This window comes from Nocardia sp. NRRL S-836, assembly GCF_001279525.1.
Taxonomy (GTDB): domain Bacteria; phylum Actinomycetota; class Actinomycetes; order Mycobacteriales; family Pseudonocardiaceae; genus Lentzea.
Genome location: NZ_LGDY01000001.1, coordinates 405,099 through 429,668, shown reverse-complemented (window position 1 = coordinate 429,668; position 24,570 = coordinate 405,099). Strand labels below are relative to the sequence as shown.

The 24,570-nt window shown below is 70.1% G+C and carries 24 protein-coding genes and 1 pseudogene; 11 read left to right on the top strand and 14 right to left on the bottom strand.

Annotated elements, in window-relative coordinates; translation table 11 throughout:
• Positions 1–561 (bottom strand): hypothetical protein (locus tag ADL03_RS02060; RefSeq protein WP_197287995.1); only part of this gene is annotated, 561 nt, incomplete at its 3' end.
• 97 nt (positions 562–658) lie between these two features.
• Here ADL03_RS02060 and ADL03_RS02055 point away from each other — a divergent pair.
• Together ADL03_RS02055 and ADL03_RS02050 are read left to right on the top strand one after the other, a co-directional pair.
• Positions 659–3,544, top strand: a complete 2,886-nt coding sequence (locus ADL03_RS02055; RefSeq protein ID WP_197287994.1) for a BTAD domain-containing putative transcriptional regulator — start codon at positions 659–661, stop codon at positions 3,542–3,544.
• Positions 3,545–3,718: 174 nt separating this feature from the next.
• On the top strand, positions 3,719–5,239 hold the full coding sequence (locus ADL03_RS02050; protein ID WP_053731637.1) for a cellulase family glycosylhydrolase: 1,521 nt from the start codon (positions 3,719–3,721) through the stop codon (positions 5,237–5,239).
• A gap of 48 nt (positions 5,240–5,287) precedes the next feature.
• On the opposite strand, the gene ADL03_RS02045 is transcribed toward ADL03_RS02050, so the two are convergent.
• The 6 genes from ADL03_RS02045 to ADL03_RS02020 all read right to left on the bottom strand — a co-directional run bounded on the left by ADL03_RS02045 (position 5,288) and on the right by ADL03_RS02020 (position 10,928).
• Positions 5,288–5,668, bottom strand: a complete 381-nt coding sequence (locus ADL03_RS02045; protein ID WP_053731587.1) for a hypothetical protein — start codon at positions 5,666–5,668, stop codon at positions 5,288–5,290.
• A gap of 132 nt (positions 5,669–5,800) precedes the next feature.
• Positions 5,801–6,214: a hypothetical protein gene (locus tag ADL03_RS02040; protein WP_053731586.1), complete on the bottom strand. Its 414-nt coding sequence runs from the start codon at positions 6,212–6,214 to the stop codon at positions 5,801–5,803.
• Positions 6,211–6,972 carry a response regulator gene (locus tag ADL03_RS02035; protein ID WP_053731585.1) on the bottom strand — a complete coding sequence of 254 codons (762 nt, stop codon included), beginning with the start codon at positions 6,970–6,972 and terminating at the stop codon, positions 6,211–6,213. The genes ADL03_RS02040 and ADL03_RS02035 overlap by 4 nt, the downstream gene beginning before the upstream one ends.
• Positions 6,969–8,126 (bottom strand): ATP-binding protein, encoded by a 1,158-nt coding sequence (locus ADL03_RS02030; RefSeq protein WP_197287993.1) that lies wholly within the window; start codon positions 8,124–8,126, stop codon positions 6,969–6,971. The genes ADL03_RS02035 and ADL03_RS02030 overlap by 4 nt, the downstream gene beginning before the upstream one ends.
• Before the next feature lie 426 nt (positions 8,127–8,552).
• Complete coding sequence (locus ADL03_RS02025) at positions 8,553–9,992, bottom strand: carboxylesterase/lipase family protein (protein WP_053731583.1); 1,440 nt, start codon at positions 9,990–9,992, stop codon at positions 8,553–8,555.
• A gap of 24 nt (positions 9,993–10,016) precedes the next feature.
• The gene (locus ADL03_RS02020) at positions 10,017–10,928 is read right to left on the bottom strand and encodes an MBL fold metallo-hydrolase (protein WP_053731582.1); all 912 of its coding nucleotides are present in this window, start codon (positions 10,926–10,928) and stop codon (positions 10,017–10,019) included.
• A 277-nt stretch (positions 10,929–11,205) separates the two neighbouring features.
• Here ADL03_RS02020 and ADL03_RS02015 point away from each other — a divergent pair, with 277 nt between their 5' ends.
• From ADL03_RS02015 to ADL03_RS02000, 4 genes are all read left to right on the top strand, one after another.
• Positions 11,206–11,868 (top strand): AraC family transcriptional regulator, encoded by a 663-nt coding sequence (locus ADL03_RS02015; protein ID WP_231641348.1) that lies wholly within the window; start codon positions 11,206–11,208, stop codon positions 11,866–11,868.
• Between the two features lie 77 nt (positions 11,869–11,945).
• The gene (locus ADL03_RS48055; RefSeq protein WP_197287992.1) at positions 11,946–12,143 is read left to right on the top strand and encodes an FAD-dependent monooxygenase; all 198 of its coding nucleotides are present in this window, start codon (positions 11,946–11,948) and stop codon (positions 12,141–12,143) included.
• Entirely contained in the window at positions 12,134–12,499 is a 366-nt protein-coding gene (locus ADL03_RS02005; RefSeq protein WP_197287991.1) for an FAD-dependent monooxygenase, read from the top strand. Before ADL03_RS48055 ends, ADL03_RS02005 begins: the two co-directional genes overlap by 10 nt.
• 305 nt (positions 12,500–12,804) lie before the next feature.
• Positions 12,805–13,362 (top strand): hypothetical protein, encoded by a 558-nt coding sequence (locus tag ADL03_RS02000; protein WP_053731578.1) that lies wholly within the window; start codon positions 12,805–12,807, stop codon positions 13,360–13,362.
• A gap of 3 nt (positions 13,363–13,365) precedes the next feature.
• Here ADL03_RS02000 and ADL03_RS01995 read toward each other — a convergent pair whose 3' ends face one another.
• Positions 13,366–13,722 carry a VOC family protein gene (locus ADL03_RS01995; RefSeq protein ID WP_053731577.1) on the bottom strand — a complete coding sequence of 119 codons (357 nt, stop codon included), beginning with the start codon at positions 13,720–13,722 and terminating at the stop codon, positions 13,366–13,368.
• Between the two features lie 128 nt (positions 13,723–13,850).
• Between ADL03_RS01995 and ADL03_RS50650 the strand changes: the two genes are divergently transcribed.
• The 3 genes and pseudogenes from ADL03_RS50650 to ADL03_RS01985 all read left to right on the top strand — a co-directional run.
• A complete protein-coding gene (locus tag ADL03_RS50650) occupies positions 13,851–14,003 on the top strand; it encodes a hypothetical protein (protein ID WP_369808914.1) in 153 nt (50 codons plus the stop codon).
• A gap of 79 nt (positions 14,004–14,082) precedes the next feature.
• Complete coding sequence (locus ADL03_RS01990) at positions 14,083–14,601, top strand: hypothetical protein (RefSeq protein ID WP_053731576.1); 519 nt, start codon at positions 14,083–14,085, stop codon at positions 14,599–14,601.
• Positions 14,602–14,628: 27 nt separating this feature from the next.
• Positions 14,629–15,030 (top strand): annotated as a pseudogene (locus ADL03_RS01985) (FAD-dependent monooxygenase); the annotation flags it as partial.
• Between the two features lie 50 nt (positions 15,031–15,080).
• On the opposite strand, the gene ADL03_RS01980 reads toward ADL03_RS01985, so the two are convergent.
• Positions 15,081–17,651: an ABC transporter substrate-binding protein gene (locus ADL03_RS01980; protein ID WP_053731575.1), complete on the bottom strand. Its 2,571-nt coding sequence runs from the start codon at positions 17,649–17,651 to the stop codon at positions 15,081–15,083.
• Between the two features lie 457 nt (positions 17,652–18,108).
• Here ADL03_RS01980 and ADL03_RS01975 point away from each other — a divergent pair, with 457 nt between their 5' ends.
• Entirely contained in the window at positions 18,109–18,753 is a 645-nt protein-coding gene (locus ADL03_RS01975; protein WP_231641358.1) for an SAM-dependent methyltransferase, read from the top strand.
• Positions 18,754–18,792: 39 nt separating this feature from the next.
• Here ADL03_RS01975 and ADL03_RS01970 read toward each other — a convergent pair whose 3' ends face one another.
• Positions 18,793–19,245 (bottom strand): MarR family winged helix-turn-helix transcriptional regulator, encoded by a 453-nt coding sequence (locus tag ADL03_RS01970; protein ID WP_053731574.1) that lies wholly within the window; start codon positions 19,243–19,245, stop codon positions 18,793–18,795.
• Between the two features lie 59 nt (positions 19,246–19,304).
• Between ADL03_RS01970 and ADL03_RS01965 the strand changes: the two genes are divergently transcribed.
• The gene (locus tag ADL03_RS01965) at positions 19,305–19,676 is read left to right on the top strand and encodes a VOC family protein (protein WP_053731573.1); all 372 of its coding nucleotides are present in this window, start codon (positions 19,305–19,307) and stop codon (positions 19,674–19,676) included.
• A gap of 50 nt (positions 19,677–19,726) precedes the next feature.
• Here ADL03_RS01965 and ADL03_RS01960 read toward each other — a convergent pair whose 3' ends face one another.
• The 4 genes from ADL03_RS01960 to ADL03_RS01945 form a co-directional block, all read right to left on the bottom strand.
• Positions 19,727–20,104 carry a wax ester/triacylglycerol synthase domain-containing protein gene (locus ADL03_RS01960; RefSeq protein ID WP_053731572.1) on the bottom strand — a complete coding sequence of 126 codons (378 nt, stop codon included), beginning with the start codon at positions 20,102–20,104 and terminating at the stop codon, positions 19,727–19,729.
• Positions 20,105–20,127: 23 nt separating this feature from the next.
• Positions 20,128–20,973, bottom strand: coding sequence for a hypothetical protein (locus tag ADL03_RS01955; RefSeq protein WP_053731571.1), 846 nt, complete (start codon positions 20,971–20,973; stop codon positions 20,128–20,130).
• A 91-nt stretch (positions 20,974–21,064) separates the two neighbouring features.
• A complete protein-coding gene (locus ADL03_RS01950; protein WP_053731570.1) occupies positions 21,065–22,162 on the bottom strand; it encodes an acetate/propionate family kinase in 1,098 nt (365 codons plus the stop codon).
• On the bottom strand, positions 22,159–24,489 hold the full coding sequence (locus ADL03_RS01945; RefSeq protein ID WP_053731569.1) for a phosphoketolase: 2,331 nt from the start codon (positions 24,487–24,489) through the stop codon (positions 22,159–22,161). Before ADL03_RS01945 ends, ADL03_RS01950 begins: the two co-directional genes overlap by 4 nt.
• Positions 24,490–24,570: the final 81 nt, after the last annotated feature.

The following is a 24,570-nucleotide window of genomic DNA, read 5'->3' as shown; positions in this document are numbered from 1 at the left end:
CACACCGATGCGGTCACCGTCGATCTCGAACTTCGCCACACCATGCGCCTGCGTCGTCCAGCTCGACCACAGGTCACCCTCCTTCACCGACAACGTGCCACCGGACAGCACACCGATCCGGCCGATCCGCGGCTCCAGGTACGGCTTGGCCGCCTCCCGTGCGACCGGCAGCCAGTCGCGGTAGCGCTGCGTCCCGAAGCTCGCCTTCCACTTCGGCAGCCACCTCTCACCCTGCGCCTCGTACATGCCGTGCGCGACCTCGGCGTTGCAGGCCGGGTTCAGGTAGCAGTTGTTGCGGCTGCCGTCGAGCGACGAGATCTGGTACAGGCCCTGGTCGAGCTGGCCGTTCTCGTCGCGGTGGGTCGCGTCGGGCCGGCAGTGCGACTCGGTCATGCCGACCGCGATCGCCTCGACCAGCGCCTCGCCGGTGAAACCCGCCTGGTCGGCGTGGTAGGCGCAGGCTTCGGGACCACCGGCCTGCTCGGCCACCGCGGCCGGAGCGGTGAGGGTGGCCAGCGGCAGGACCGCGACGGCGATCAGGGCGCACAGACGTCTGGACATGGATGCCGATCTCCCCAGTTGAGATGCGAGTTCAAGTTCGGGAGAAAAGGTAAGCAGGGCACCTGCACAAAACCTGGACGCTATGGTGGCGACCGTCATGGAGATCGGAATCCTGGGGTCGGTCGAGATCTGGCACGAGGGGGAGCGGCTCGCGGCCGGCCCTCCCCAGCAACGCTGCGTGCTCGCCGTTCTCGCCTTCAACGCGGGCCAGGGCGTGTCCGTCGACCGGCTCGCCGAGGCGCTGTGGGGCGAGGAACCACCCGGCGACTGGCGCGGTCTCGTGCACGGTTACGTCTCGCGGCTGCGCAAGATCCTCAAGCCCACCGGCCTCGGCATCGTGCGGCGCTCGCCCGGCTACGCGCTGGACGCCGAGGTCGACCTGCACGTGTTCCGCCGTCTCGTGGCGCAGGCCAGGGCGTCGGAGCACCCGGCGTCCGGGCTGTTCAAGGCGCTCGCGCTGTGGCGGGGGAGGCCGTTCGACGGGGTCGCCGGGTCCTCGGTGGTCGACCGGCTGCGGGACGGGCTCGTGCAGGAGCACCTGGCCGTCGCCGAGGAGTGGGTCGAACGCGAGCTGGAGCTCGGCCGCCACCGCGGGGTCGTCGGCGACCTCTCCGCGCTCTGCGCCGAGCACCCGTACCAGGAGAAGCTCGTCGGACTGCTGATGCTCGCGCTGCACAGGTGCGGCAGGCAGGCGGAGGCGTTGCGCCGCTACGACGAGTGCCGCCGGTTGCTCGCCGACGACCTGGGCGTCGATCCCGGCCCGGAGCTGAAGTCGCTGTACGAGCGCATCCTGCGTTCCGACCAGAGCCTGAGCGGCACCGAGCCCGCGCGGGCGCCGGAACCGGAACCGCCTCCCGTCGCCGAGACCAGGGCACCGGACTCGCTCCCGTTCGACCTGCCTGACTTCACCGGCCGGGTGGACGAGCTCGCGCGGTTGCTCGCCACCAGCGGCAGCATCATCTCGATCGACGGCATGGCAGGGGTCGGCAAGACCGTGCTGGCCGTGCGGGCGGGCCACGCGCTCGCGGATCGTTTCCCGGACGGGCGGCTCTTCGTCGACCTGCACGGGTTCACCCCGTCCCGCGAGCCCGTCGACCCGCACGCCGCGCTGGGCGTGCTGCTGCGCTCGATCGGTGTCAACTCGCAGGACATCCCCGCCGACGTCGACGGACGCGTCGCCGAGTGGCGCACCGCGATGTCGGGCCGCAGAGCGCTGGTGATCCTGGACAACGCGGTGGACGCGGCGCAGGTGCGCCCGCTCGTACCGGGTTCGCCCGGCTGCGCCGTCATCGTGACCAGCAGACGCCGACTGCCCAACCTGGACGGTGCGCTGCCGCTGTCGCTGGAGGTGCTGCCGCCCTCCGACGCCGAGCTGCTGTTCCGCCGCGTGGTCGGCGAGGACCGCGGTGACGGCGTGGCCGAGCTCGTCGCGCTGTGCGGCTACCTGCCCCTGGCGGTGCGGATAGCGGGTGCGCGGTTGCGCCACCGTCCCAGGTGGACGGTCGGAGACCTCGTCGAGCGGCTGCGCACCGAACAGCAACGATTATCCGAACTGGCGATCGACGACCGCGACGTCGCCGCCGCGTTCGCGTTGTCCTACGCCCACCTGGAAACGGGCCAGCAGCAGGCGTTCCGGTTGCTGGGCGCACACCCCGGCGTGGACATCGACGCGCACGCCGCCGCCGCGTTGCTCGGTGTCGGGCGCTTCGCCGCGGAGGACCTGCTGGAGGACCTGCTCGACCACCACCTGCTGGAGCAGCGCGAGCGTTCCCGGTTCCGGTTGCACGACCTGTTGCGCGAGCACGCGCTGAGCCTCGTCTCGGACGCCGACCGCCGCGAGGAGGCCGACGCACGGCTGCTCGACTACTACCTCGCCGTGACCGATCGCGCCGCGGACGCGTTGCAGCCGGGCCGCAGACGCGCCGAACCGGAGATCGCCCACCCACCGGCGTCGATGCCGGACGTGTTCACGTTGCCCACGGCTCTCGCGTGGTTCACCGGCGAGCACCGCAACCTCATCGCGGCCGGTGCCCACGCCGTGCGCACCGGTTCCGACCGGCACGCGCGCGACCTGCCGCGCCACCTCGGCCACTTCCTGATGATCACACACCGCATCGACGAGCTCGTGGTGCTGCAGGAGGCCGGCCTCGAAGCCGTGCGCCGGTCGGGCGACACGCGCGCGCAAGCCGTGAACCTCTCGCAGGTCACGCTCACGCACTACATGGCGTGCCGCTACCGCGAGGCGATGGAGTACGCGACGCAGAACCTGGACCTGGTCCGCCAGCTGGCCGACCAGGCGGGCGAGGCGTACGCGCTCGCCATCAAGGGCATGCTGCACCAACGACTCGGCGACTACCCGCTGGCGTTCGAGTCCACCCGTCTCGCAGCGGATCTCCACGCCGCCAACGGGAACTCCCGAGTACTGGCGATCTGCATCGGCAACCTCGGCCGCATCGCGCTGGCCGTGGGCGATCTCGACACGGCCTGGACGCACCTGAGCAAAGCACTGGCGCAGAGCAGGGAGATCGCCGAACGCAGCGAGGAGGCGTCCGTGCTGTCCGGCCTGGGCGCGACGCTGAGCAGGCAGGGTGAGCACGAGCAGGCGTTGCGCTCGCTGTACGAGGGGGTGGAGCTGGCGCGCGAGGTCGGCAACACCGACTACACCGTGCGCGGCCGGATCAAGCTCGCCGCCGGCCACCGCAGGGCGGGCCACCTGGACCGCGCGCTGGAGGTCGCCTCCGGGGTGGTCGAGGACCTGCGGCGTGGTTCGCTGGTCGACCACCTGGCGACCGCGTGGAACGTGCTGGGTTCGGTGCAACGGGAGCTGGGCTCCGCCGACGCTGACTCGTCGTTCGAACGCGCTCTGGAGCTGGCGCGCCGAATCGGCTACCGGATCGAGGTGGCGCACGCGCTGCACGGGCTGGGGCGCGTCGGCGAGGCCGCCGGGCACTACCGCGAGATGGGGGTTCGGTTGCCGGGCTGAGTCTTCCGGCCTGGCGACCGCGCTGCGCGTCAGCTGAGCGCCCACGACAGCCCGGCCGCGCACCTGCTCGCGGGTTACGCGATCCAGCTCTTTACGTCCAGTCGCTCCTTCGCTACGTTCTGCGCTGGGAGCGCTCCCAGAACGGCGCTGAACGACGTGCACGAAGGAGTGCTGATGTCGGGAAGATCCAGTAACCGCCGAACAGCCCTGGCCGCCGCGGCGGCCGCGGTGTCCCTCGCGTGCACGGCCCTCATAGCGGTCGCGGGAGGAGCGCCGGCCAGCGGCGCGGCCCCGTTCGCGTGCCGGGTCGACTACACGACCAACGACTGGGGCAGCGGCTTCGGCGCCAACCTGAGCATCACGAACGCCAGTTCGGCGGCGGTCGACGGCTGGACGCTCACCTACAGCTACGCCGGCAACCAGACGCTGCAGAACGGCTGGAACGGCAACTGGTCCCAGACCGGGAACAAGGTCACCGTCACCGGCATGAGCTGGAACAGCTCCGTCCCCGCCGGCGGCACCGTCAAGGCGGGCGCGAACTTCTCCTACAGCGGTACCAACGCCAAACCGGCGGACTTCGCCGTCAACGGCTCCGCGTGCACCGGCACCGACCCGACGACCACCACCACGACCACGACCACGACGACCGGCCCGCCCGCTGACGGCCCCGCGCCCGCGCTGCGCGTGTCCGGCAACCGCATCGTGACCGCGCAGGGCCAGCCGTACCGGCTGCTCGGCGTGAGCCGGTCGAGCGGCGAGTTCGCCTGCGTGCAGGGCAAGGGCATGTGGGACGGCGGCCCGGTGGACCAGGCGTCCGTGGACGCGATGAAGACCTGGAACATCCACGCGGTCCGCATCCCGTTGAACGAGGAGTGCTGGCTGGGCGTCAACGGCTCACCCGGCGGTGCGGCCTACCAGCAGGCCGTCAAGGACTACGCGAACCGGCTCGTCGCGAGCGGCATCACCGTGATCCTCGACCTGCACTGGACCTGGGGCGCCTACACCAACGGCCCGGACTGGCACTGCAAGGACGAGCACGCCGTGTGCCAGAAGCCGATGCCGGACGCGAAGTACGCCACGCAGTTCTGGACCGGCGTCGCCACCGCGTTCAAGGGCAACGACGCGGTCGTCTTCGACCTGTTCAACGAGCCCTACCCGGAGATCGCGGCGGACTGGAACAAGACCGTGGGCTGGCAGTGCTGGCGCGACGGCGGCACGTGCACCGGTCTGCCCTACGAGACCGCGGGCATGCAGGACCTGGTCGACGCGGTGCGGTCGACCGGCGCGACCAACGTCCTGATGCTGGGCGGCCTCGAATGGGCCAACGACATGCGCGAGTGGCTGGCCCACAAGCCGGCCGACCCGTTGAACAACATCGCGGCCTCCTGGCACGCCTACAGCTTCAACGCCTGCGCCAGCGAAACGTGCTGGGACACGCAGATCGCCCCGCTCGCCGCGCAGGTTCCCGTGGTGCTCGGCGAGTTCGGCCAGGACGACTGCGGCTTCGCCTACATGCAGCGGCTGGCCGACTGGGCGGACGCCCACGCACTGAGCTACCTGGCGTGGACGTGGAACCCGTGGGGCTGCAGCTCGGGTGCGGTGCTGATCAAGGACTGGAACGGCACGCCGGAGGCCGGTGTGGGTGAGGGGTTCAAGGCCCACCTGCTCGGTCAGGACCCTTACGCCACGCGGTGATCCGCGCCGGAGCCTGGTCTGCGAAGCCGCAGACCAGGCTCCACCGGATCAGCAGCCGCGCACGGCCGACTGGTTCGTGACGTACGAGGAGTGGACGAACGCCCACTGCGTCGCGCCGCCGGTGTGCGTCACGTAGGCCTTGAACCAGCGGTTGCTGCTGTAGTTGCCGGTCGCCCAGTCACCGTCCTTCCAGCAGTCGACCCAGGACACCTGGTAGTTCGAGCCGGGGTCGGCGGTGACCCAGCCCAGGAAGGTGTTGTTGAGGTAGGCGTCGGTGCGGGCGGCGGCACCGGACTGGACCAGCATCGTGGCGTACTGGGCGGTGATCTCACCGTCGGTGTGCACCGGGGCGGCGTCGGCCGCCGGTGCCACCAGCGCGAGCGCCGCGGTGGCGACCGCCGCGCCCAGGGCACGGGACAGGATCTTCATGATGTCGAGCTCCTTCTGGGTTCGAGGCGCGGGTCGCGCTCTCTGCCCCTCTGACTCTGCAAGGAACTCGTGGCCGGCAGAACCGACATATGTGGATGTGCGCGCGGCGGTGGCGCTGCTAGTAGTGCGCGCTTACTGGTCGTGGCAACGGCTTCTCACCGTGTCGGTGACTGTGACGTTGAGGTCGTCGCACGCGAGTTTCCGGTACGGAGCGGAACTGTCCGCTGACGACGCGGGAACACCCCATTGCCCCTCGGTGCCGCCGCAGCCCACGTCGACCCGGTAGGAGCCTTCGAACACCTGCGTGAACACGAACCTCCGCGCCGTGCTCGTGCCGGGTTCGCCCTTCTCCGCCCACCACGATCCCCCTGTGCTGGACTCGATCCACGCCCCGACGGCGGGATTTCCGGACGTGCACGTCACATCGACGGTGAGCTGCCGGTTGACCGCCGCCGGCGCGGTCGCGGCGAGGACGACCCACGTCAGCACCAGGATCGTCAGCAGCACGTAGGGCAGCCACCGGTCGGTTCGGCGGGTCGTCGTCACCGGTGGAACTCCCGCACCGTGTCGTCCAGGAAGAACTGCCAGTTCTGGCTCGCGTAGCGGAGCACCTCGGCGCTCGGCGAGCCGTCCGGCGAGCAGCCGGGGTCGAAGGCCACGAGCCGGGAGCGCAGCGCGTCCATGCCGCTGCGCACGGTCCCCGCGGTCACCCCGACGACCGCGCCGATGGCGGCGTGCTCGTGCACCCCGAGCGCGATGGCGCGCCACACCGCCAGTCTCGTGCTGGAGGTGAAGAACGTCTCGGCCAGCGTCGGCGCGGACGGCGGCGGGAAGTACATGCGCAGCAACGGGTCGATGTGCTCGCGTTCCTCCACGGCGGCGCGGACGGCCGCGGCCAGCTTCCCGACCGCGTCCTTGGGACACATGACCCGGCAGCCGAGCTGCTCAAGTGCGAACATCATGTGCAGGCGGCGGTTGGGTTCACCGTTGGTCCACAGCACCGTCTTCGCCGCCGGGTTGGCCGTGCGGGCCGCGTGCAGCACGGCCAGTCCGCTCAGGTGCAACCGCCGGTCGGTGAGCTTGACCTGCCCGAGCCTGCGGCGCTGCTCGAACTCGACCGAATGCGCCTGGTAGAGCATGTCGACCACGGCGAGGTCGACCGGCTCGTGAGCGAGCCTGGTCAGCGCCTCGACCGGGTCCGGCACCACGGTGATCTCGCACGACAGCACGGAGTGCAGCTCGGTGACGGCCATCTGGGCCGCGACGCCCTCGTCCTCGACGAGCAGGACCTTCGCCTTGGTCATCGCCGCTCCCGCAACGGGAGCGCGAGCCGCAGCGCCGCACCGGTTCCGGAGGGGGAGGGGACAGGGCTCAGGTCCCCGCCGAGCACCATCAGCCTGCGGCGCAGGCGTTGCATCGTGCTCGCCGGGGCGGCGAACTCCGCGGGCGTCAGCCCAGGTCCGCGGTCGCGCAGGTCGAACACCATCGTGTCACCGTCCAGCCGGAACTCGAACTCCACCGCACCGCCTCCGTGGTCCACGACGTTCTTGAGCAGGTCGGCCAGACCCTGTTCGAGCACGATGGCCCGCTCGCGCGGAACGGTCAGTGCGCCGATCGAGGGGGAGGACAGCAGGCGCAACCGGTCGCCGTGCAGCCGGATCGCGTTCTTCACGATGTCGACCGCCCCGACGTTGTCCTCCTGCAACAGCAGCTGGCGCCGCCGCTGGTAGGTGGTCTCCCTCAGCTCGCGGCCGATCTCCCGCGCGTCGTGCCCCGCGTCGATGCGCCGCGCCGCAGCCTCGACGTGGGAGTGGAAGTCCCCGAGCGTCACCTCGTAGCTGCGCGCCATGGCGTCCTTCTCGACCCGCACCGCGATGCGGCACAACCACGCGATCCCCTTTCCCGTCAGGAACCAGACGACGGCCCAGATCGCGTACTGGGCGATGCTCCGCAGGTGTGCCGGGGTGAAGTCCCAGTGGCGGGTGAGACCGATGATCACCAGCGGGTGCAACGAGATCGCGACGACCAGCGCGGCCTCGATCACCCACCGCATCGCGGTGCTGCGGAACCCGCCCCAGGGGTAGAACGCGAAGACCGTGAGCGGGATGAGGGCGTAGTTGCCCATCGGCACCCCGTTGCCGTACGCGGCGAAGTCGCCGGGTGCGAGCAGGTGGGCGAGTGCGAGCTGGACGACGAAGATCAGCGCGATCCAGGTGAACGTCCACGCGTGACCGCGGGTCAGCGGACCGCGCCGGTACAGCACCAGCACCGCCAGCAGGAAGTGCGCGAGTCCGAGCACCAGCACCACCCAGACCACTTCCGGGCGGTACCGGTCGTTGACCGCGCTCATGACCAGGTTCGTGGCCTGGAGCAGCAGCACGACCGCCTCGAAGGGCCTGATCAGCTTGCTCGTGGTCGCCGCCAGCAGCTCCACGTCGGGCGACCGGGCTTCTCTCACGCTTCTCCAGGCAGGGGTGCGGCTCAAGAATTCTCACCGTACCGCGAGATCCGCCGCGAAAAGCGGACAGTTAGTTGACATCGCCGATTGCTGGAATGGTGTGCTGTCAGCGGTTTTCGGGTTCCACAGTGGCCGGTGTCAGCTCAGCCGAGGGTGTTGCACGCCGTGCCCTGGGGCACGCCGTCGCTCCTGACGCTGCTGCGTGCCCAGCCCTGCACCAGGGCGGTGCCACCGGCGTTGCCGCTGTTCTTGCGACATCAATTCCGGGACGTAGCTCGGGCGAGCTCGACCATGCGATCGATGTGGTCGGCGGGGCTCCGCGAATTATCGGGTAGCGGACCGGTGCGCTCACCCTTCAACTCCCGCTCGTCTCGCCATTCGTCGGGCCAGCTTGCGGTTGGTCGTTGCCGCAAACGCTATGGCCGCTCAGTTTCCCAGAACCTCCACCACGGGCCGTTGCGGGTCGTACGCCGCCCAACCAGGGTCTCCGGTGCTGGCGAACGCCACCCAGGCGGCGTGTACCGCAGCCGCCAGCCCGTCCGGAACGGGGTCGGCGCCGAGCAGGCCATTGTCACCGTGCAGCCACGGCTGGTCGGCGAGGTCGAACACGAAGGGCAGATCGACGGTGTGGGCGGCGCCGAGTCGCCCGCCGAGGGCCGTCGAGCGGTACGCGAACGAGTAGACGTGGGTGCGGCCGCCCGAGAGTTCTGCGTGTGCGTGCGCCATGCGGGCGGTGCCGGCTCCGAACAGCGCGTGTCCGAGCAACGCCGAGCGCAGCTCACCCCAGGTCGCGGTCGGCAGAGAAGCGCGGTGCGCGGCGAGTTCGGCATACGGGTCCGGGTACACCCTGGCGGCGAGGGCGAGCACGTCCGCTTCCGTCGAGCATTCCAGGTTGCCCTGAGGCACGACGTAGAGGTGGCCCTCCTCGGTGGTCGTGCCGATCAGCAGGTCGACGTCGCGGGCGGGGCCGTCGGTGAGGGTGTCGGCGGGGTGGGTGGTCAGGACGAGGCTGAACGGGCTGAGACCGGCCAGCGGGTCGGTGGCCGTGTCGGTGCGCAGGTCGAGGCCGGCCAGGGCGGGCAGGACCGCCACGAAGCGCTCGTCCGGGATTGTGGCGAACGCTTCGGCGGTCGGGGCGACGCCCAGTGCGGCGGCTGCTGCGGTGGTGACCCGGTGCGCCTGGTCCGGGGTGAAGGCGCCGGTGCCGTTGCCGCTCTGGATGATCGCCCGCCGGAACAGGCCTTTCGCCTGCGGTGTCGCGAGCAGTGCGCCGACGAGGGTGGCGCCTGCGGATTGGCCGAAGACCGTGACGTCGTCGGGGTTGCCGCCGAACGTCGCGATGGTGGTGCGGACCCAGGTGAGGGCGGCGAGCACGTCGAGCAGGCCGCGGTTGGGTGGGGCGTCGGGGAGGTCGAGGAAGCCGGGGATGCCGAGGCGGTAGTTCAGCGTCACGAGGACGATGCCGTTGCGGGCGAAGGCGCTGCCGTCGTAGAGCGCGGCGCGGGCGGAGCCGGTGACGAAGCCGCCGCCGTGCACGAAGACCATGACGGGGCGGTTGCCGTTGTCGGCGGCGGGGGTGCGGACGTCAACCGTCAGGTACTCGTCGCCACGGACCCAGCCCGGCCCGAAGTAGGGGGTCATGTCGAGGTTGCCGAAGTCGCGGACCGGTTGGGGAGCTGTGGGGGAGGGGTGGGTGCCGTCGCGGACGCCGGACCAGCCGGGGTGGGGTGCGGGTGCGGTGAAGCGGCGGGCGCCGGTCGGTGCTGCGGCGTAAGGGATTGCGCGGTAGAGCTCGCCGGAGTTGTCGCGGATGCCGCGTACGGCGCCGGCCGGGGTGGTGACGACCGGGGTTGTGTTCTCGATCATGGGAAAGCCATTTCCTCTGTCAGGTCAGGAGATTCGGGGGAACGGCGCCCATTGCTTGATCGCGAACTTCGAGCCGGCGCGCTCGACCTCCGCGGCGCCGTGGCCGCCGAAGTGTGCGGGGAAGACGAGCGCGTTGGTTTCGGCGGCGTGGCCGAGCAGCTTGTGGCGGGTGGCCCGTGACTCGGCCGGGTTCTCGCAGAAGCAAGAGTTGGTGTCGGGCTCGACGATCTGCACTGCGGAGTGCACCAGGTCGCCGATGAACAGGGCCCGGTCACCACCGGACTCCAGGGCCAGCACGGACGAGCCGGGGGTGTGGCCCGCGGCGAGGTCGAGCCGCAGGTTGCGGTCGATCCGGTACGAGCCGTCCCACAGGTGCGTCAGTCCTGCCTCGTGCACCGGGCGGACGCTGTCCTCGAAGACGTTCTGGTTGCCGCGGCCCAGCACCGTCCTGTGTTCGTTGGCCGGGTCCCAGAACTCGAAGTCCCGCTGCGGCATCAGGTAGGTGGCGTTCGGGAACGTCGGCACCCACGTGCGGCCGTCGAGGCGGGTGTTCCAGCCGACGTGGTCGATGTGCAGGTGGGTGTTGATGACGACGTCGACGTCCTCCGGGCGCACGCCGGCGGCGGCGAGGTTGTCGAGGAAGTCGGTGTCCAGGCGGTTCCACACCCGTGCGTAGGGGCGGTCCTTGTGGTTGCCCACGCCGGTGTCGACGAGGATCGTGCGGCCTTCGCTGCGCAGCAGCCAGGTCTGGAGTGCCGCGCGGCATTCGCCCGTCGCGGGGTCCCGGAAGTCGGGTTCCAGCCAGCCGCGGTGCTCGTCCCAGGAGCCGTCGGGGCTTTCCGGCAGGAACTCGGCCGGGGTCATCTCGACCGAGCCGTAGAACTCCTTGACACGGGTGATGCTGACATCGCCCAGGGTGATCTCGTCGGGGTGCACGTGGTCCGTCCTCGGTTCGGGGAAGCTGTCCGGATAGGACCGAGCCTGGACACGGTGACGCACCTGAGCCACTCCCTCTTCGTCCTATCCCTCGCAGGGTGTGGCTGGGGTCGGGCTGTTTCGGTGCCGAGGGTGCCTTGCCAGCGGTAAGCTGACGCGCCTGATGCCAGAAACCCGCCAATCTTCGGCGTTGCCAGCCGAGCGGACGCCGCAAGGCGCAGGCTGGCTCCTGCAAGGGTTTCACCTCAGAAGCCACTCCCACCGCGACGGGCAGCTGGTGTACGCGGCAGCCGGGGCTTTCGCCACCACGACCGAGTACGGGACCTGGATCGCGCCCGCGGACCGGATCACCTGGACGCCACCGGGTTTCAAGCACTCGCACCGCTTCTACGGCCGGACCGACGCCCGCATCCTCGCCGTACCCGCCGACGAGTGCGGCGACCTGGTCGAGCACCCCTGCGTGTTCGCGGTGTCACCCCTGTTGCGCGAGGGAGTTTTGGCGCTGACCGGCGACCGGACGAGATCCGCCGACGCCGACCGGCGGCTGCGCGCGGTGGTGCTCGACGAGCTCGGCGAGGTTCCCGAGCAGTCCTTCCACCTGCCCGAGCCGCGCGACGACCGGCTGCGCGCCGTGACCGACCTCCTGCACGCCGATCCCGGCCGGAACACGACCCTGGCCGAGCTGGGAAGGGCCGTGGGGACGAGCGAACGCACCCTCAGCCGCCTGTTCCAGACCAACCTCGGTCTGAGCTTCCACCGCTGGCGCACCATCCTGCGCATCCACCACGCCCTCATTCGGCTCACCGCCGGCGACTCCGTCACCGACACCGCGATCACCTGCGGGTGGTCGAACCCGTCGACTTTCATCGAAGCGTTCACCGCCGTCGTCGGGCAAACCCCTGGGCGCTACCAGGCCGGACTCCGCGACCGCGGTGACTAGGAAGGGTGGCGTGTTTCCGGTATCGCACGACGGGTTATCGGTGGACGGCAATCACCGGCCCGGTCACAGTGGTGATCATGACTCGAACAGAGGAGAACACCACCGCGGTCGTCGTGGGCGGCGGGGTCGCCGGGCTCGCGCTCGGCACGTTCCTGCTGCGCAGCGGAATCCGGTGCGTCATCCTGGAAAAGCACAGCCGCGAGCACGTCGAGAACCGGCAACGGGCCGGGGCGCTCAACGCCCGCGGCGTGCGCATGCTGCACGAATGGCGGTGATCGGCTGCGACTTCGTCGCCGGTAGCGACGGTCACCAGGGCGTCAGCAGGACAGCCATCCCCGACGGCTTCCTCACCTGCCACACCCACGAGTTCGGCTACGCCTGGCTGACCGTCATGACGGAGGTACCCGCCGATCCACCGGTCGTGATGGCGGTGCATTCCCACGGCTTCGCCGCACAGATCACCCGCGGCCCCAACGCGAGCCGTGTCTACCTGCAGTGCCCGGTCACCGACACCATCGAGGACTGGTCGGACGAACGCGTCTGGAGCGAGCTCGGAACGCGGTTCGGCGGATCTGTGCCGAGGGGCCCGATCGTCAGCAAGCAGGTCGTGCCGCTGCGCGGTGTGGCCTGACTTGGCTCAAGATCGCTGATCTGGGGTAGGGTGCTGGCTGTTGAGCTGCGGTTTCGTCGTGTGAACGGCGAAAATCTGCGCACTAAGCGGCCGGTTCCAGGGGTCTGCCCATCGCTTCCCGGTTACGGCTTCAGCGACAAGCCGGCCGCGCCGGGGTGGGGATCGAGCGGATATCCGACGCGTGGTGCGAGCTGATGGCCCGGCTCGGCTACCGGCGGTTCGGCGCCCAGGGCAGCGACTGAGGCACCAGCATCGCCACGAGCATCGGTCAACGGCAACCCGATCGGGTCGCCGGCATCCATCTCATGCCGCCGCTCGCACCGCCCGATCCGGCCACGTCGGACGACCTCACCGGTGCCGAGCGGGCGGCGCTCGCGACACTGCGGGAGGCGGACGAATGGGGCTCCGGATACTCGGCGCAGCAGTGGCCCCGGCCGCAGACGGCCGGCTACGGGCTGGTCGACTCGCCGGCCGCCCTCTGCGCCTGGATCGTCGAGAAGTTCTGGTCGTGGACCGACTCCGGTGGCGACCTGCATCGGGTTATTACCCGGGATGAGCTGCTCGACAACCTGATGCTCCACTGGCTGCCCGGCACCGGTGCCTCATCCGCCCGGCTGTACCGGGAAAGCCTCCGGCAGGTCAACGAATGGATCTCCGGGTCGGCCGGCGCGCCGGTGACCGTAGCCACCGGCTGTTCGGTCTTCCCCAAGGAGCTGCAGCGCCCGTCTCGGCGGTGGGCGGAGCGCCGGTTCCCGAACATCCGGTACTGGAACGAGCCCGGCAAGGGCGGCCACTTCGCGGCGTTCGAGCAGTCGGCGTTGTTCGTCGACGAGGTCCGGTCATTCTTCCGGCTGGTCCGCTGATGGTCACCCGTACTCGGTAAGCGGCTGGCTAAAGATCAACAAGTGCCCGTCGGGTGTCCGTACGTTGAAGTCGCGCATCCCGTAGGGCCGGTCAGCCAGTGGCTCGACGATGTCGGCGCCGCGGGCGCGCAGCTCGTCGTGGCAGGAATCGACGTCGTCGACGACGACCGTCACCCTGGCCGGGCCGACGCTGCTTTCGGCGTACAGGTGGAACTCGGCGGTGTCGCGGATCACGGCCGCGTAGCTAGGTGGGGTCTCCCAGGTGAATATGGTGTCGAATCCGAGCACGTCCGTGAAGTACGACCGCGCTGCCTGCACATCTCGGCACGGCAGCACGGGAACCGCCACCCGCATGACCATCCCGTCACCTTAACCGACTTTGGCTCAAGATCGCTGATCTTGGGTAGGATGCTGGCTGTTGAGCTGCGGTTTCGTCGTGTGAACGGCGAAAATCTGCGCACCAAGCGGCCGGTTCCAGGCTGTCTCTCGTGGCGTATGTGCGCACGGTGAAGACGGCGTCGGGGGCCAGGGCGGTGCAGATCGTGCACTCCTCGCGTCGCGGGTCGCGGGACATCGAGCACATCGGCTCGGCGCATGACGATGCGGCGTTGCAGGCGCTCAAGGCGGTGGCGAGGCAGTGAGCCCGGGTTCTCCACAGAACGCCGCCTGGAGCCGCAGATCACGGTCGGGCTGCTCACCGACGCAAGCGGGTTTCCGTTGATGGTCAACGCGTTCGAGGGCAACCGGGGCGAGACCACTACGACGCTGCCGACCATCCGTGCGTTCATGGATGCCCACCAGCTGGCTGATGTCACGGTCGTGGCCGACGCTGGCACGATCTCTGCGGCCAACCAGCAGGCCATCGAGGCCGCAGGGTTGTCGTTCATCCTCGGCGCGCGGATACCCGACGTGCCGTACGTGGTCCAGGCGTGGCGCCACGAGCACCCGGATGAGCAGACCCCCGACGGGCACATCTTCACCCAGCCTCGGCCTGCCGGCCCCAAGGACCAGCGCCGCGACCAGATCATCTACTACCAGTACCGGGCGGACCGGGCTCGGCGCACCCTGCACGGCATCGACGAACAGGTCGCCAAGGCCGAGCAGAAGTTCGTGCGCACCACCCGCCGCTACCGCACCATCAACATCCAGGCCGGCGAGCGCACCCTCACCGCCGTCGACCCGCTACCCGACGACCTCCGCGATGCCCTCACCCGCATCCACGACCGCGGTGCGCACTAATTTGAGCCAAGTCAGGAACTCGGAACGCGGTTCGGCGGACCTGTGCCGAGGGGCCCGATCGTCAGCAAGCAGGTCGTGCCGCTGCGCGGTGTGGTGTTCAGCCCGATGAGCTACGGCAGGCTCCACCTCCTCGGGGACGCGGCGCACCTGATCTCCCCGATGAGCGCGGAGGGGATGAGCCTCGCACTGCACGACGCCGAGAAACTCGCCGAAGCGATCATCCACAAGGTCGAGGAAGACGACGGGCACCTGCTGCAGAGCTACTCGGACACCTGCCTGATCCACACCTGGGCACGACAGGCCGCCGCGGTCTCGATGACCGACACGATGCACGACTCCGGTGACGCCACCTACCGCGGAGAGTTCCTCAAGCAGGTCGCGCGAGCGAACCTGGAAGACCTCCTCGAACCTCGCACGCCGACGAGGTGACCCAGTCCGCCGCTGTGGACGTCATTGCCGCAAAGCGCTCGGCATCCACGTCAGGCGAACGACGCCACGTAGATCAACACGATGCCGAGGATGTACACGGGATAACCGATGCGGGCGCCGTTCGCCAGCCTGCGTTCCGCGTCGTCGCGTTTGACGTTCGCGAGACCCTTGCGCAGCATCGCGATCAGCACGCAGCACGTGGCCAGCAGGATGAACGCGTAGTAGCCCCACTCCAGCGCAACGGTGTAGCTGACCGACGGCAGCTGGGAGGTGACGTTGTTGAGCAGGACCGCGGTGCTGAGGATCGCCGTGACGCCCATCGACACCGGCGCCGCGCTTTCGCTGGGTTTGAAGAACAGCGACAGGTAGGTGACGCAGATCAGCAGGGCCAGCGGGAGCAGGTTCTTGAACAGGAACGGCAGGACGTCGCGGGTGATGACGACCTCGGCGGCGTACTGGCTGTAGAAGATACCCGATGTCGCGCCCACCGCCTTGGGGTCGCCGAGGGCGTCGCTGCTGCCGACGGTCTGCTGGTAGAACCGTGCTGACCTGGCCTGCCAGTTGGGCGCCTGGTTGATGTCACGGCTCGCGTCGGCACCGCTGCGCAGGTAGTCCTCGGGGTTCTGGTTGAGGATCTCCCTGTCCGTGGCGTACACGACCTGGTCGCTGGTCCGCGTGCGGTTCTGCAGCACGGCGGAGAGCTCCTGGTGGTCGAACGGGAAGTTGCGGAAGTCGAAGCTGGACTTGAACCGGTCGGCCACCCGGTAGAGCCGGTACGTGACGCCGTTCTCGGTCACGTCCCGCAGCGGCGTGCCGAGCTTGAGGTCCGGTTTCACGGCGTTGATGAACTGCACGTCGGACGCCGCGTGGTCGCCCACGTACTTCAGCCACAGGAAGAAGTCCATGTAGTAGCTGCCGTCGCGGGTGTCGACGTCGCGGATCTCGTTGAGGTTGATGCCCGTTGCCACGACCTGGCGGCGGGTCAGGAGCCGGTCGCCGATCGCGATGACGGTGCCGTTGGCGGTGTCGGCGCGCAGCGCGGCCTCGGACAGCGGCTCGTAGATCGTGAGCTGGACGGGAGCGGAGACGAACTTCGTGCCGTCACTGGTCACAATGGACACGGGCATCTGCGCGGACCCGTTCTGGGTGAAGTACAACGGACCGAGCAGCGCCGGGAAAGCGTTCTTCCGGTCCTTCAGCCCCGCCAGGTCGTCGCGCAGCCGTTGCCGGTCCTGTGCGCGGTGGTCCTGGTCGAGGCCGTACCCGTTGTTGTGCATCAGGTGCACGCCGATGTTGAGTGCCTGCCGCGCGGTCGCGGCGTGCCACAGGGGGCGTTCGCCGTAACGCTGCTCGAACTCGTGCGCCCAGGCCAGTGCCGGCCCGGACAGCGAGTCCTGGGCCATCGGCGTGCCCATGTAGAGGTTCGGTGTGAGCTTGCCCTGCAGGCCGTCCGCCTGTTCCCTGGCGACGAGGAGGTTGTGGAACGCCCGGCTGGCCAGGGAGTCGGTGCCCAGGATCGGGGCGGTGACACCCGCGGTGCGCAGCTTCGTGATCATCTCGACCCCGAGCTTCTCGCGCAGTGCCAGCACGATCGGCACGGTGGGTGCGAGGGTGCGCAGGCGCTGGACGGCGGCGTCCACGCCGGCCGCGGAACGCCCCGGCTCGGAGGAGACGGGCAGCTCGGCGGCGACGGTGCCGAACGTGCGGAACGACGCGACGAAGGTGTCGTGTCCCGAGCGGCCGGACTCGTTGTCGCCGTAGACGATCGCGGCCGTGGTGGAGCCCAGGATCTTCGCGGCGTAGGCGGCGAGGAAGTCGCTTTGGGTGCGGTTGCCGAACATGCTGCGGAAGTACCAGTCGCTGTCGTCGGTGATCTGCGACGAGGTCGCCGACGGCGTGATCGCGGGGATCCTGGCCTTCCGGTAGATCGGTGCGGCGGCGAGGGCCGTGTCGCTGACGCCGTGACCGACGACGTACATGACCTTGTCCTCGCGCACGATCTGTTCGGCGATCTCGCGTGCCTTGTCGGGTTGGTCCGCGTCGTCGTACACGAGCAGCTCGACGGGATGCCCGTTGATCCCGCCGGTCTCGTTGACGGTGTCGATGTGCATCCGCAGGCTGCGTTCCATGTGCGCCGACGTCGGCGCCGAGTCGCCGGTCATCCCCGCGACCAGCGCCACGTACACCGGGTCACCGGTCCGCGGCGCCGCCGTCAGCACGAAGCCCACCACCGCCGACAGCACGAGCACCACCGCCGCGGCACCGGCCCACGGCAGCCACCCACGCCGTCCGGCTGCTGGTTTCCGCGGGCCGCAGTCCGGCCGCGCCGGTTTCGCCAGGTGGGCCACCTCGGCCGGTGGGGTGGACGGTCCGGTGCCCACGGCGGCGCGCGCCCGTCGCGTGTCCGGGTCCCGCGCGATGGCGTACGCCCTGTCCAGGCAGTACCGGCGTTCGGCGTCGTCGGTGGCCAGCTCGGCGAGCCAGCGCCACGCGGGCTCGTACTTGACGTCCTCCGTCAACGCGCGGCCGAGCAGCTCCCTGGCCTGCGCGGGATCGGAATGCCGCACCCGCAGGGCCTCGTTGGTCAACGAGAGGGCGGCGGTGTCAGGCCCGTCGGGCACGCGAGTCTCCAGGAACGTCGATCAGTGGGAGAGGAATGGCCGCGCAGCCACCTGCTGTCAATTCTTGCAGTCCCAGGTCGCGTGAGGACGCGATTGCCGCTCGGTTCAGCCAGAAGTGTTCGACGTCTTCGCACCGCTCAGCCGACAGCGGCCTCGACGGGGCGTGCCGTGGTTGTAGACTCCTCGACGGGTGTACGGGGGAAGCCTGGTCGGTGTGTGCTGGGCGATGCCTACTTCGAGGAGTCTTCGTGGACACCGCTGTCACCGGTACGGCCGTGGGGCCGATGGTCATCACCGCCGTGGACCAGTTCGAGGCACACCCGCTGGTGCGCGACGAGTTCGCGGCTCGGATCCTGCCCGCGTCCGGGCGGCTCGCCGTGGCGGCCGCGCGCTGGCGGCCGGTGCGCAACGCCCTGTTCTCCGCGACGGAGAAGAAGATCCCCGGCCTGTGGGCGGCATGTTGTGCCGCAAGCGCTACATCGACGACCGCCTGGCCGCCACCGGGGCGCGGACGGCGGTCGTGCTCGGCGCCGGCTTCGACACCCGCGGGTGCGGGCGGTGGCAGGGCCGGGTGTTCGAGGTCGACCTGCCCGCGAACGTGGCGGTCAAGCGGGAACGGCTGCTCGCGCTGTTCGGGTCGGTGCCCGCCGGGCTGACGTTGGTGCCGGTGGACTTCGAGGAACAGACCCTGGCGGATGCGCTGGCGCAGAACGGGTATCGCGGCGACGAACCGGTGTTCTTCGTGTGGGAGGCGGTCACCCAGTACCTGACCGAGGACGCCGTTCGCGCCACCTTCGACTTCCTGTCCCACGCGCCGGCGGGCAGCGAGCTGGTGTTCACCTTCGTGCGCAAGGACTTCCTCGACGGCACCGCGATGTTCGGAGCCGAGGCGGGCCACCGCGAGTTCGTGACGAAGCGGCGCATGTGGAAGTTCGGCCTGATGCCGGACGAGGTAGCGGAGTTCCTCGCACCGTACGGGTGGCGGCCGACCGAGCAGCTCGGCCCGCGGGAGTTCCACGCCCGTTACGTGCAGCCGTCCGGTCGCGAACTGCCGATCTCGGAGATCGAACGCACCGTGCACTGCGAGAAAGTCGGCGCGTGAGCGTTCCGGTGGTCGACGCACAGGCCTGACCAACCGCGGTCAGGTCGGCGGCTGCGGGCGGCTGAGCGCGTCCACACAGGCTGAAAGGTCCGCGCGCAGTCGTTCCCGGCCGGCGGGGGACAGGGCGTCGGTCATGCGCCGTTCGATGGCGGCGACGGTTTCGCTGGCCTGGGCCAGAACCCGTTGCCCCGCCTCGGTGAGCTCGGTCGGCAGGGCGCGGCCCTGTGGTGCCGCCGGTGCGCGTGTGAGCAGGCCGCGTTCTTCGAGGCCGAGCAGGACCGCGTGCATCGACTGGCGGGTGACGAACGCGCCACGGGCCAGCTCGGCCGCGGACAGGCCCGGTCGCTGGCCGAGCAGTTCGAGGCAGGCGTACTGCGGCACGGACAGTCCCAGCGGCCTCAGTTCCGCGTCCATCGCCGTGCGCAGTGCGGCGGCGGCCTGTTTGAGCGCGTAGCCGACCGACAGGCCGAGATCGCCCACCCGTTGCGTCATGTCAGCATCCTGACATAGTCTGTGGATGTCAGGAACCTGACATCGAACCGAGGAGAGCCATGACCGTCACCGGACCCGACTTCATCGCACTGCAGGTGCGTGATCTCGAAGTCGCCGCCGAGTTCTACGAGACCCGGCTCGGCCTGCGGCGTGCCGCGGTCAGCCCTCCGGGAGCGGTGGTGTTCGCGACCACCCCGGTGCCCTTCGCCGTCCGGACGCCGCTGCCGGGCGTGGATCTCGACTCCGTCTCGCCCCGTCCGGGTGCGGGAATCGCGCTGTGGCTCGCCGCCGAGGACGCCCAGTCGGTGCACGACGACCTCGCGGCCGCCGGGGTGACCATCGTCGGTGCCCCGGTCGACGGGCCCTTCGGGCGCACGTTCACGTTCGCCGACCCGGACGGGTACGCCGTGACCGTGCACGATCAGGGGTGAGCCGCTGGGAGCGGTAGGTTCGGGGGACTCCGCACGTTTCGCCTCCAGCCCTACGCCGGTGCCGACTGGGACCGCTGTGTCCGGCGGACGTTCTGCAGCCGGCAGGACGCGGGCCGGCGGTCGTTGCTCGTGCAGCGGTTCGTGCACGCTCCGGTCGCCGAGGACGTGGCGTCGTCGACCGTGCCCCCGCAGCGGTGCGCGGCGGTGTGCAGCCGGGAGACGGCCGCGGACCACCAGCGTGGAGTCGACGTCCAGCGGTGCCGCCTCGTCGCCGGGGGCGGGCAGACCACCCGGTGCACGTGCCGGGTGATGTCGAAGCCGGCGTCGTCGACCCAGACGGGATGGCCACCCCCGAACGGTGTCCCGACCAGTCGTCGGCGCAGCCGCGGAACGGTCCGGACGCGGTCGGCGAGCAGGGTTTCGACCACGTCGACTCCTCCTCGCCACCCGGTCAGCTCCAGATGCTCGGACGAAGCCATCCGGGAACGGGTGCCGCGAGTTCCTGGGCGCCGCGCCGCAGCACGGTCACGCACACGGCGATCATCACGGCGAACAGCCCCGCGACCGGCCAGTCGGGCTGGAGCCCGCCGAGGAGCAGGGTGATCGCCATCGCCCAGATCGCGAGCCCCATCGTCAGCACCTTGACCAGGACGACGGCCCCGAGCACGGGCGCGGCCACGTGGCCGCGGACCAGCGCGACACCGGTGGCGACGATCGCGGGAAGCGCGATGGCGAGGTCGGCGACGTAGACCGGGTACGGCAGCTCACCCACGTTGAGCGTGTCCGGCAACCCGCCGCCGACCGTCGGCACGAGGTCGGAGAGCCACAGGCCCGCGAAGGCGAGGCCGACCACCATCAGAAACCAGCCGACACCGGCGTGCGCGGCGAGGGGGACTCGCCGCACGTCGATCCGCGCGATGCCGTCCACGAGCGCGGCGATCGAGAGGCTCAGCGCCGCGACGTAGAGCAGGAACGCGGAGTTGTGCGGGACACCGAAGGCGTAGATGAGGTACGTGTACGCGATGTAGCCGAGCAGCCCGAGCCACAGCAGGTGCCCTCGTACCGATCCCGCCCGGCTGCGGCGGGCCGCCCAGACGAGGACGGGGACGACCAGCAGGGTCAGGACGTCCTGCGCCATCGACTCGAGGTGCACCGTGCGCTCCAGCCGGTACGCGCGGTCGGAGAACAGCCCGTACAGCGTCGCAGCCGTCAGGACGGGTGCCAGCAGCCACGTGACGCCGGTCGTCCACCGCGCCCGCAACGGACTGCTCGCCCTGATGCCCTTGAGTGCGCTCATAACTCAACGTTGCGCTGTCAGCGGCTCGGGGGGCAGAGACCAAGGTCCTCGGAAACCAGTGCCGCGCAGGTCCCGCCACGACCGCCGGCTGTCATGGCTTCCGGTCCGGTGCGTTCAGCAGCGCACGGGTCTGCGCGGCGATCTCGACGTCTTCCCGTGCCTCGACGACCCACACCGCCACCGCCGAGCCGTCGGTGCTGATCCTGCTGTCGGCGCCGGTGTTGCGCTCGGCGTCGAGGTCGACACCGAGGAACGCCAGCCCGGCAGCCGTGTCGGCCCGCAGTTCGGCGTCGTGCTCGCCCACGCCGCCGGTGAACACGAGCAGGTCGAGGCCGCCCAGCGACGCGGTCATCGCGGCGATGCCCTGCCGGAGCCGGAGCCCGTACACCCGCAGTGCCAGGACGGCGTGCTCGTCGCCGTTCGCCGCGGCCTTGCGCACGTCCCGCAGGTCGCCGCCGACCTCGGACAGCCCCGCCAGACCGGAGTGGTGCTCCAGGCCCTCCTCCAGGTCGTCCAGAGGCAGTCCGGCCCGTTGCAGCCACACCAGCAGGCCTGGGTCGACGTCCCCGCTGCGGGTGGCCATCACCAGGCCCGCCAGCGGGGTGAAGCCCATCGTCGTGTCGACCGACCGGCCGTCCGCGACCGCCGCGAGCGACGCCCCGGAACCGAGGTGGCAGCTCACCACGCGGGCGCCGGGCAGGCCCGCCAGCTCGGCGGCGTGGCGGGAGGCGTAGGCGTGTGACAGGCCGTGGAACCCGTACCGGCGCAGGTCCCACTTGCGCCGCCACGCGGCCGGCACCGCGTAGGTCGTCGCCGCGGCCGGCATCGTGGAGTGGAAGGCCGTGTCGAAGCAGGCGACCTGCGGCACGCCGGGCAACAGCTGCCGGGCCGCGTCGACACCGGCGAGCGCACGGGGCTGGTGCAGCGGTGCCAGGCCGGTGAGCGCCTCGATCCGGGTGCGCACGTCGTCGTCGATCGCGGTTGCACCGGTGAACTCCGGACCGCCGTGCACGACGCGGTGCCCGACCGCGTCCACGGCCGGCGCGGCGGCCAGGAAGTCCTCCAGCGGACCGGTCTCGTCGCCGCCGGACCAGCGTTCGACCTGCGTCTCGGCGAGAACGGTGTCGTCCTCGCCGAGGACGCGGAGCTTCAGGCTGGAGGAGCCGGCGTTGACGACGAGGACGTTCACTGCCAGGTCCAGTCGCGGATCTCGGGCAGGTCCTCGCCGTGCTCGCGGATCCAGTGGTGGTGGCGGGTGCGCTGGTCCTGCATGAGCTGCCGCAGCCGGGCCGCCTTCGGGCCGAGTCCTTCGACCCGGTCGATCACGTCGATGACGAGCCGGTAGCGGTCCATGTCGTTGAGCACGAGCATGTCGAACGGCGTGGTGGTGGTGCCTTCTTCTTTGTAGCCGCGGACGTGCAGGTTGCGGTGGTTGGTGCGCCGGTAGGTCAGGCGGTGGATCAGCCACGGGTAGCCGTGGTAGGCGAAGATCACCGGCTTGTCGGCGGTGAACAGCGCGTCGAACTCGCGGTCGGGCATGCCGTGCGGGTGCTCGGTGTCGGGCTGCAGCCGCATCAGGTCCACCACGTTGACCACCCGCACCCGCAGCGACGGCAGGTGCTCGCGCAGCAGCTTCGCCGCGGCCAGCACCTCGACGGTGGGCGCGTCGCCCGCGCACGCCAGCACCACCTCCGGTTCCTCCACGCCGTCGTCCGTGCTGGCCCACTCCCAGATGCCCGCGCCGCGCGCGCAGTGCAGCTCGGCCTCGTCGATCGAGAGCCAGTCGGGCGTCTCGTTCTTGCCCGCCACGATGACGTTGACGTAGTCCTTGCTGCGCAGGCAGTGGTCGGCGACCGAGAGCAGCGTGTTGGTGTCCGGCGGCAGGTAGACGCGGACGACCTCGGCCTTCTTGTTCATGACGTGGTCGATGAAACCGGGGTCCTGGTGCGAGAAGCCGTTGTGGTCCTGGCGCCACACGTGCGAGCTGAGCAGGTAGTTCAGCGACGCCACCGGCCGGCGCCACTCCAGCCTCTTGTGCGTCTTGAGCCACTTGGCGTGCTGGTTGAACATCGAGTCGATGATGTGGATGAACGCCTCGTAGCAGTTGAACAGCCCGTGGCGGCCGGTGAGCAGGTAGCCCTCCAGCATGCCCTGGCACAGGTGCTCGGACAGCACCTCCACCACGCGGCCGTCGTGCACCAAGTGCTCGTCGACCGGCAGGGTCTCGGCCTGCCACTGCTTGCCGGTCACGTCGTACACGGCGTCGAGGCGGTTGGACGCGGTCTCGTCCGGCCCGAAGATCCGGAAGCTGCGGGCGCCGGCGTTGAGCCTGATGACGTCAGTGAGCATCCGGCCGAGCACCCTGGTCGGCTCGGAGTGCGTGGTGCCGTGCGTGACGACGTCGGCGGCGTGCGCGCGGATGCCCGGCATGGTCAGCTCCCGCAGCAGCAACCCGCCGTTGGCGTGCGGCGTGGCTCCCATCCGCCGGGTGCCTTCCGGGGCCAAGGCGGCCAGTTCCGGCCGCGGCTGCCCGTGCTCGTCGAACAGCTCGGCCGGGCGGTAGCCGCGCAGCCACTCCTCCAGCTGCCGCAGGTGCTCGGGGTTGTCGCGCACACCGGCCAGCGGAACCTGGTGCGCCCGCCAGGTGTTCTCGACCGGCTTGCCGTCCACCTCGGACGGACCGGTCCAGCCCTTGGGGCTGCGCAGCACGATCATCGGCCACACGGGCCGCTCGGTGGCACCCTTGATCCGATGGATCTCGTCCACGACCTGGTCGAGCACCTCCGCCATCCTGGCGTGCATGGCCTCCGGCTCATGGCCCTCGACGTAGAACGGCGCGTAGCCGTAGCCGCGCAGCAACGCGTCCAGCTCCTCGTGCGGGATCCGCGCGAGCAGGCTGGGGTTGGCGATCTTGTAGCCGTTGAGGTGCAGGATCGGCAGTACCGCGCCGTCGCGTTGCGGGTTGAGGAACTTGCCCGCGTGCCAGCTGGTCGCCAGCGGCCCGGTCTCGGCCTCGCCGTCCCCGACCACGCACGCCACGATCAGGTCCGGGTTGTCGAACGCCGCGCCGAACGCGTGGGCCAGCGAATAGCCCAGCTCGCCACCCTCGTGGATCGAGCCGGGCACCTCGGGCGCCACGTGGCTCGGCACGCCACCGGGGAAGGAGAACTGCCGGAACAGCTTGCGCATGCCGTCGGCGTCGCGCGGCACGTCCGGGTAGGTCTCGCTGTAGGTGCCCTCCAGCCAGGTGTTGGCCAGCAGCGCGGGCCCGCCGTGCCCGGGACCGGTCACGAACAGCACGTCGAGCTCACGCTGGCGGATGACCCGGTTGAGGTGCGCGTAGATGAAGTTCAGGCCGGGCGTGGTGCCCCAGTGACCCAGCAGGCGGGGCTTGATGTGCTCCGGTGCCAGCGGTTCGCTCAGCAGCGGGTTGTCCATGAGGTAGATCTGGCCGGCCGACAGGTAGTTGGCGGCTCGCCAGTACGCGTCGACCAGCGACAGGTCGGCGTTCGACATCTCGCGCTCCTCACTCGGGTTGGTGCACACCACGTTGCCGTCCGGATCGATCAGGGAACAGGGCGCGGGGACCGCACCGGC

Excerpts from the sequence above, each read along its gene's own strand:
- ADL03_RS02055 (WP_197287994.1), top strand. The coding sequence starts at position 659 with ATGGAGATCGGAATCCTGGGGTCGGTCGAGATCTGGCACGAGGGGGAG.
- ADL03_RS02050 (WP_053731637.1), top strand. The coding sequence starts at position 3,719 with ATGTCGGGAAGATCCAGTAACCGCCGAACAGCCCTGGCCGCCGCGGCG.
- ADL03_RS02045 (WP_053731587.1), bottom strand. The coding sequence starts at position 5,668 with ATGAAGATCCTGTCCCGTGCCCTGGGCGCGGCGGTCGCCACCGCGGCG.
- ADL03_RS02035 (WP_053731585.1), bottom strand. The coding sequence starts at position 6,972 with ATGACCAAGGCGAAGGTCCTGCTCGTCGAGGACGAGGGCGTCGCGGCC.
- ADL03_RS02025 (WP_053731583.1), bottom strand. The coding sequence starts at position 9,992 with ATGATCGAGAACACAACCCCGGTCGTCACCACCCCGGCCGGCGCCGTA.
- ADL03_RS48055 (WP_197287992.1), top strand. The coding sequence starts at position 11,946 with ATGACTCGAACAGAGGAGAACACCACCGCGGTCGTCGTGGGCGGCGGG.
- ADL03_RS02005 (WP_197287991.1), top strand. The coding sequence starts at position 12,134 with ATGGCGGTGATCGGCTGCGACTTCGTCGCCGGTAGCGACGGTCACCAG.
- ADL03_RS02000 (WP_053731578.1), top strand. The coding sequence starts at position 12,805 with ATGCCGCCGCTCGCACCGCCCGATCCGGCCACGTCGGACGACCTCACC.
- ADL03_RS01995 (WP_053731577.1), bottom strand. The coding sequence starts at position 13,722 with ATGGTCATGCGGGTGGCGGTTCCCGTGCTGCCGTGCCGAGATGTGCAG.
- ADL03_RS01990 (WP_053731576.1), top strand. The coding sequence starts at position 14,083 with ATGGTCAACGCGTTCGAGGGCAACCGGGGCGAGACCACTACGACGCTG.
- ADL03_RS01975 (WP_231641358.1), top strand. The coding sequence starts at position 18,109 with ATGTTGTGCCGCAAGCGCTACATCGACGACCGCCTGGCCGCCACCGGG.
- ADL03_RS01970 (WP_053731574.1), bottom strand. The coding sequence starts at position 19,245 with ATGACGCAACGGGTGGGCGATCTCGGCCTGTCGGTCGGCTACGCGCTC.
- ADL03_RS01965 (WP_053731573.1), top strand. The coding sequence starts at position 19,305 with ATGACCGTCACCGGACCCGACTTCATCGCACTGCAGGTGCGTGATCTC.
- ADL03_RS01955 (WP_053731571.1), bottom strand. The coding sequence starts at position 20,973 with ATGAGCGCACTCAAGGGCATCAGGGCGAGCAGTCCGTTGCGGGCGCGG.
- ADL03_RS01945 (WP_053731569.1), bottom strand. The coding sequence starts at position 24,489 with ATGTCGAACGCCGACCTGTCGCTGGTCGACGCGTACTGGCGAGCCGCC.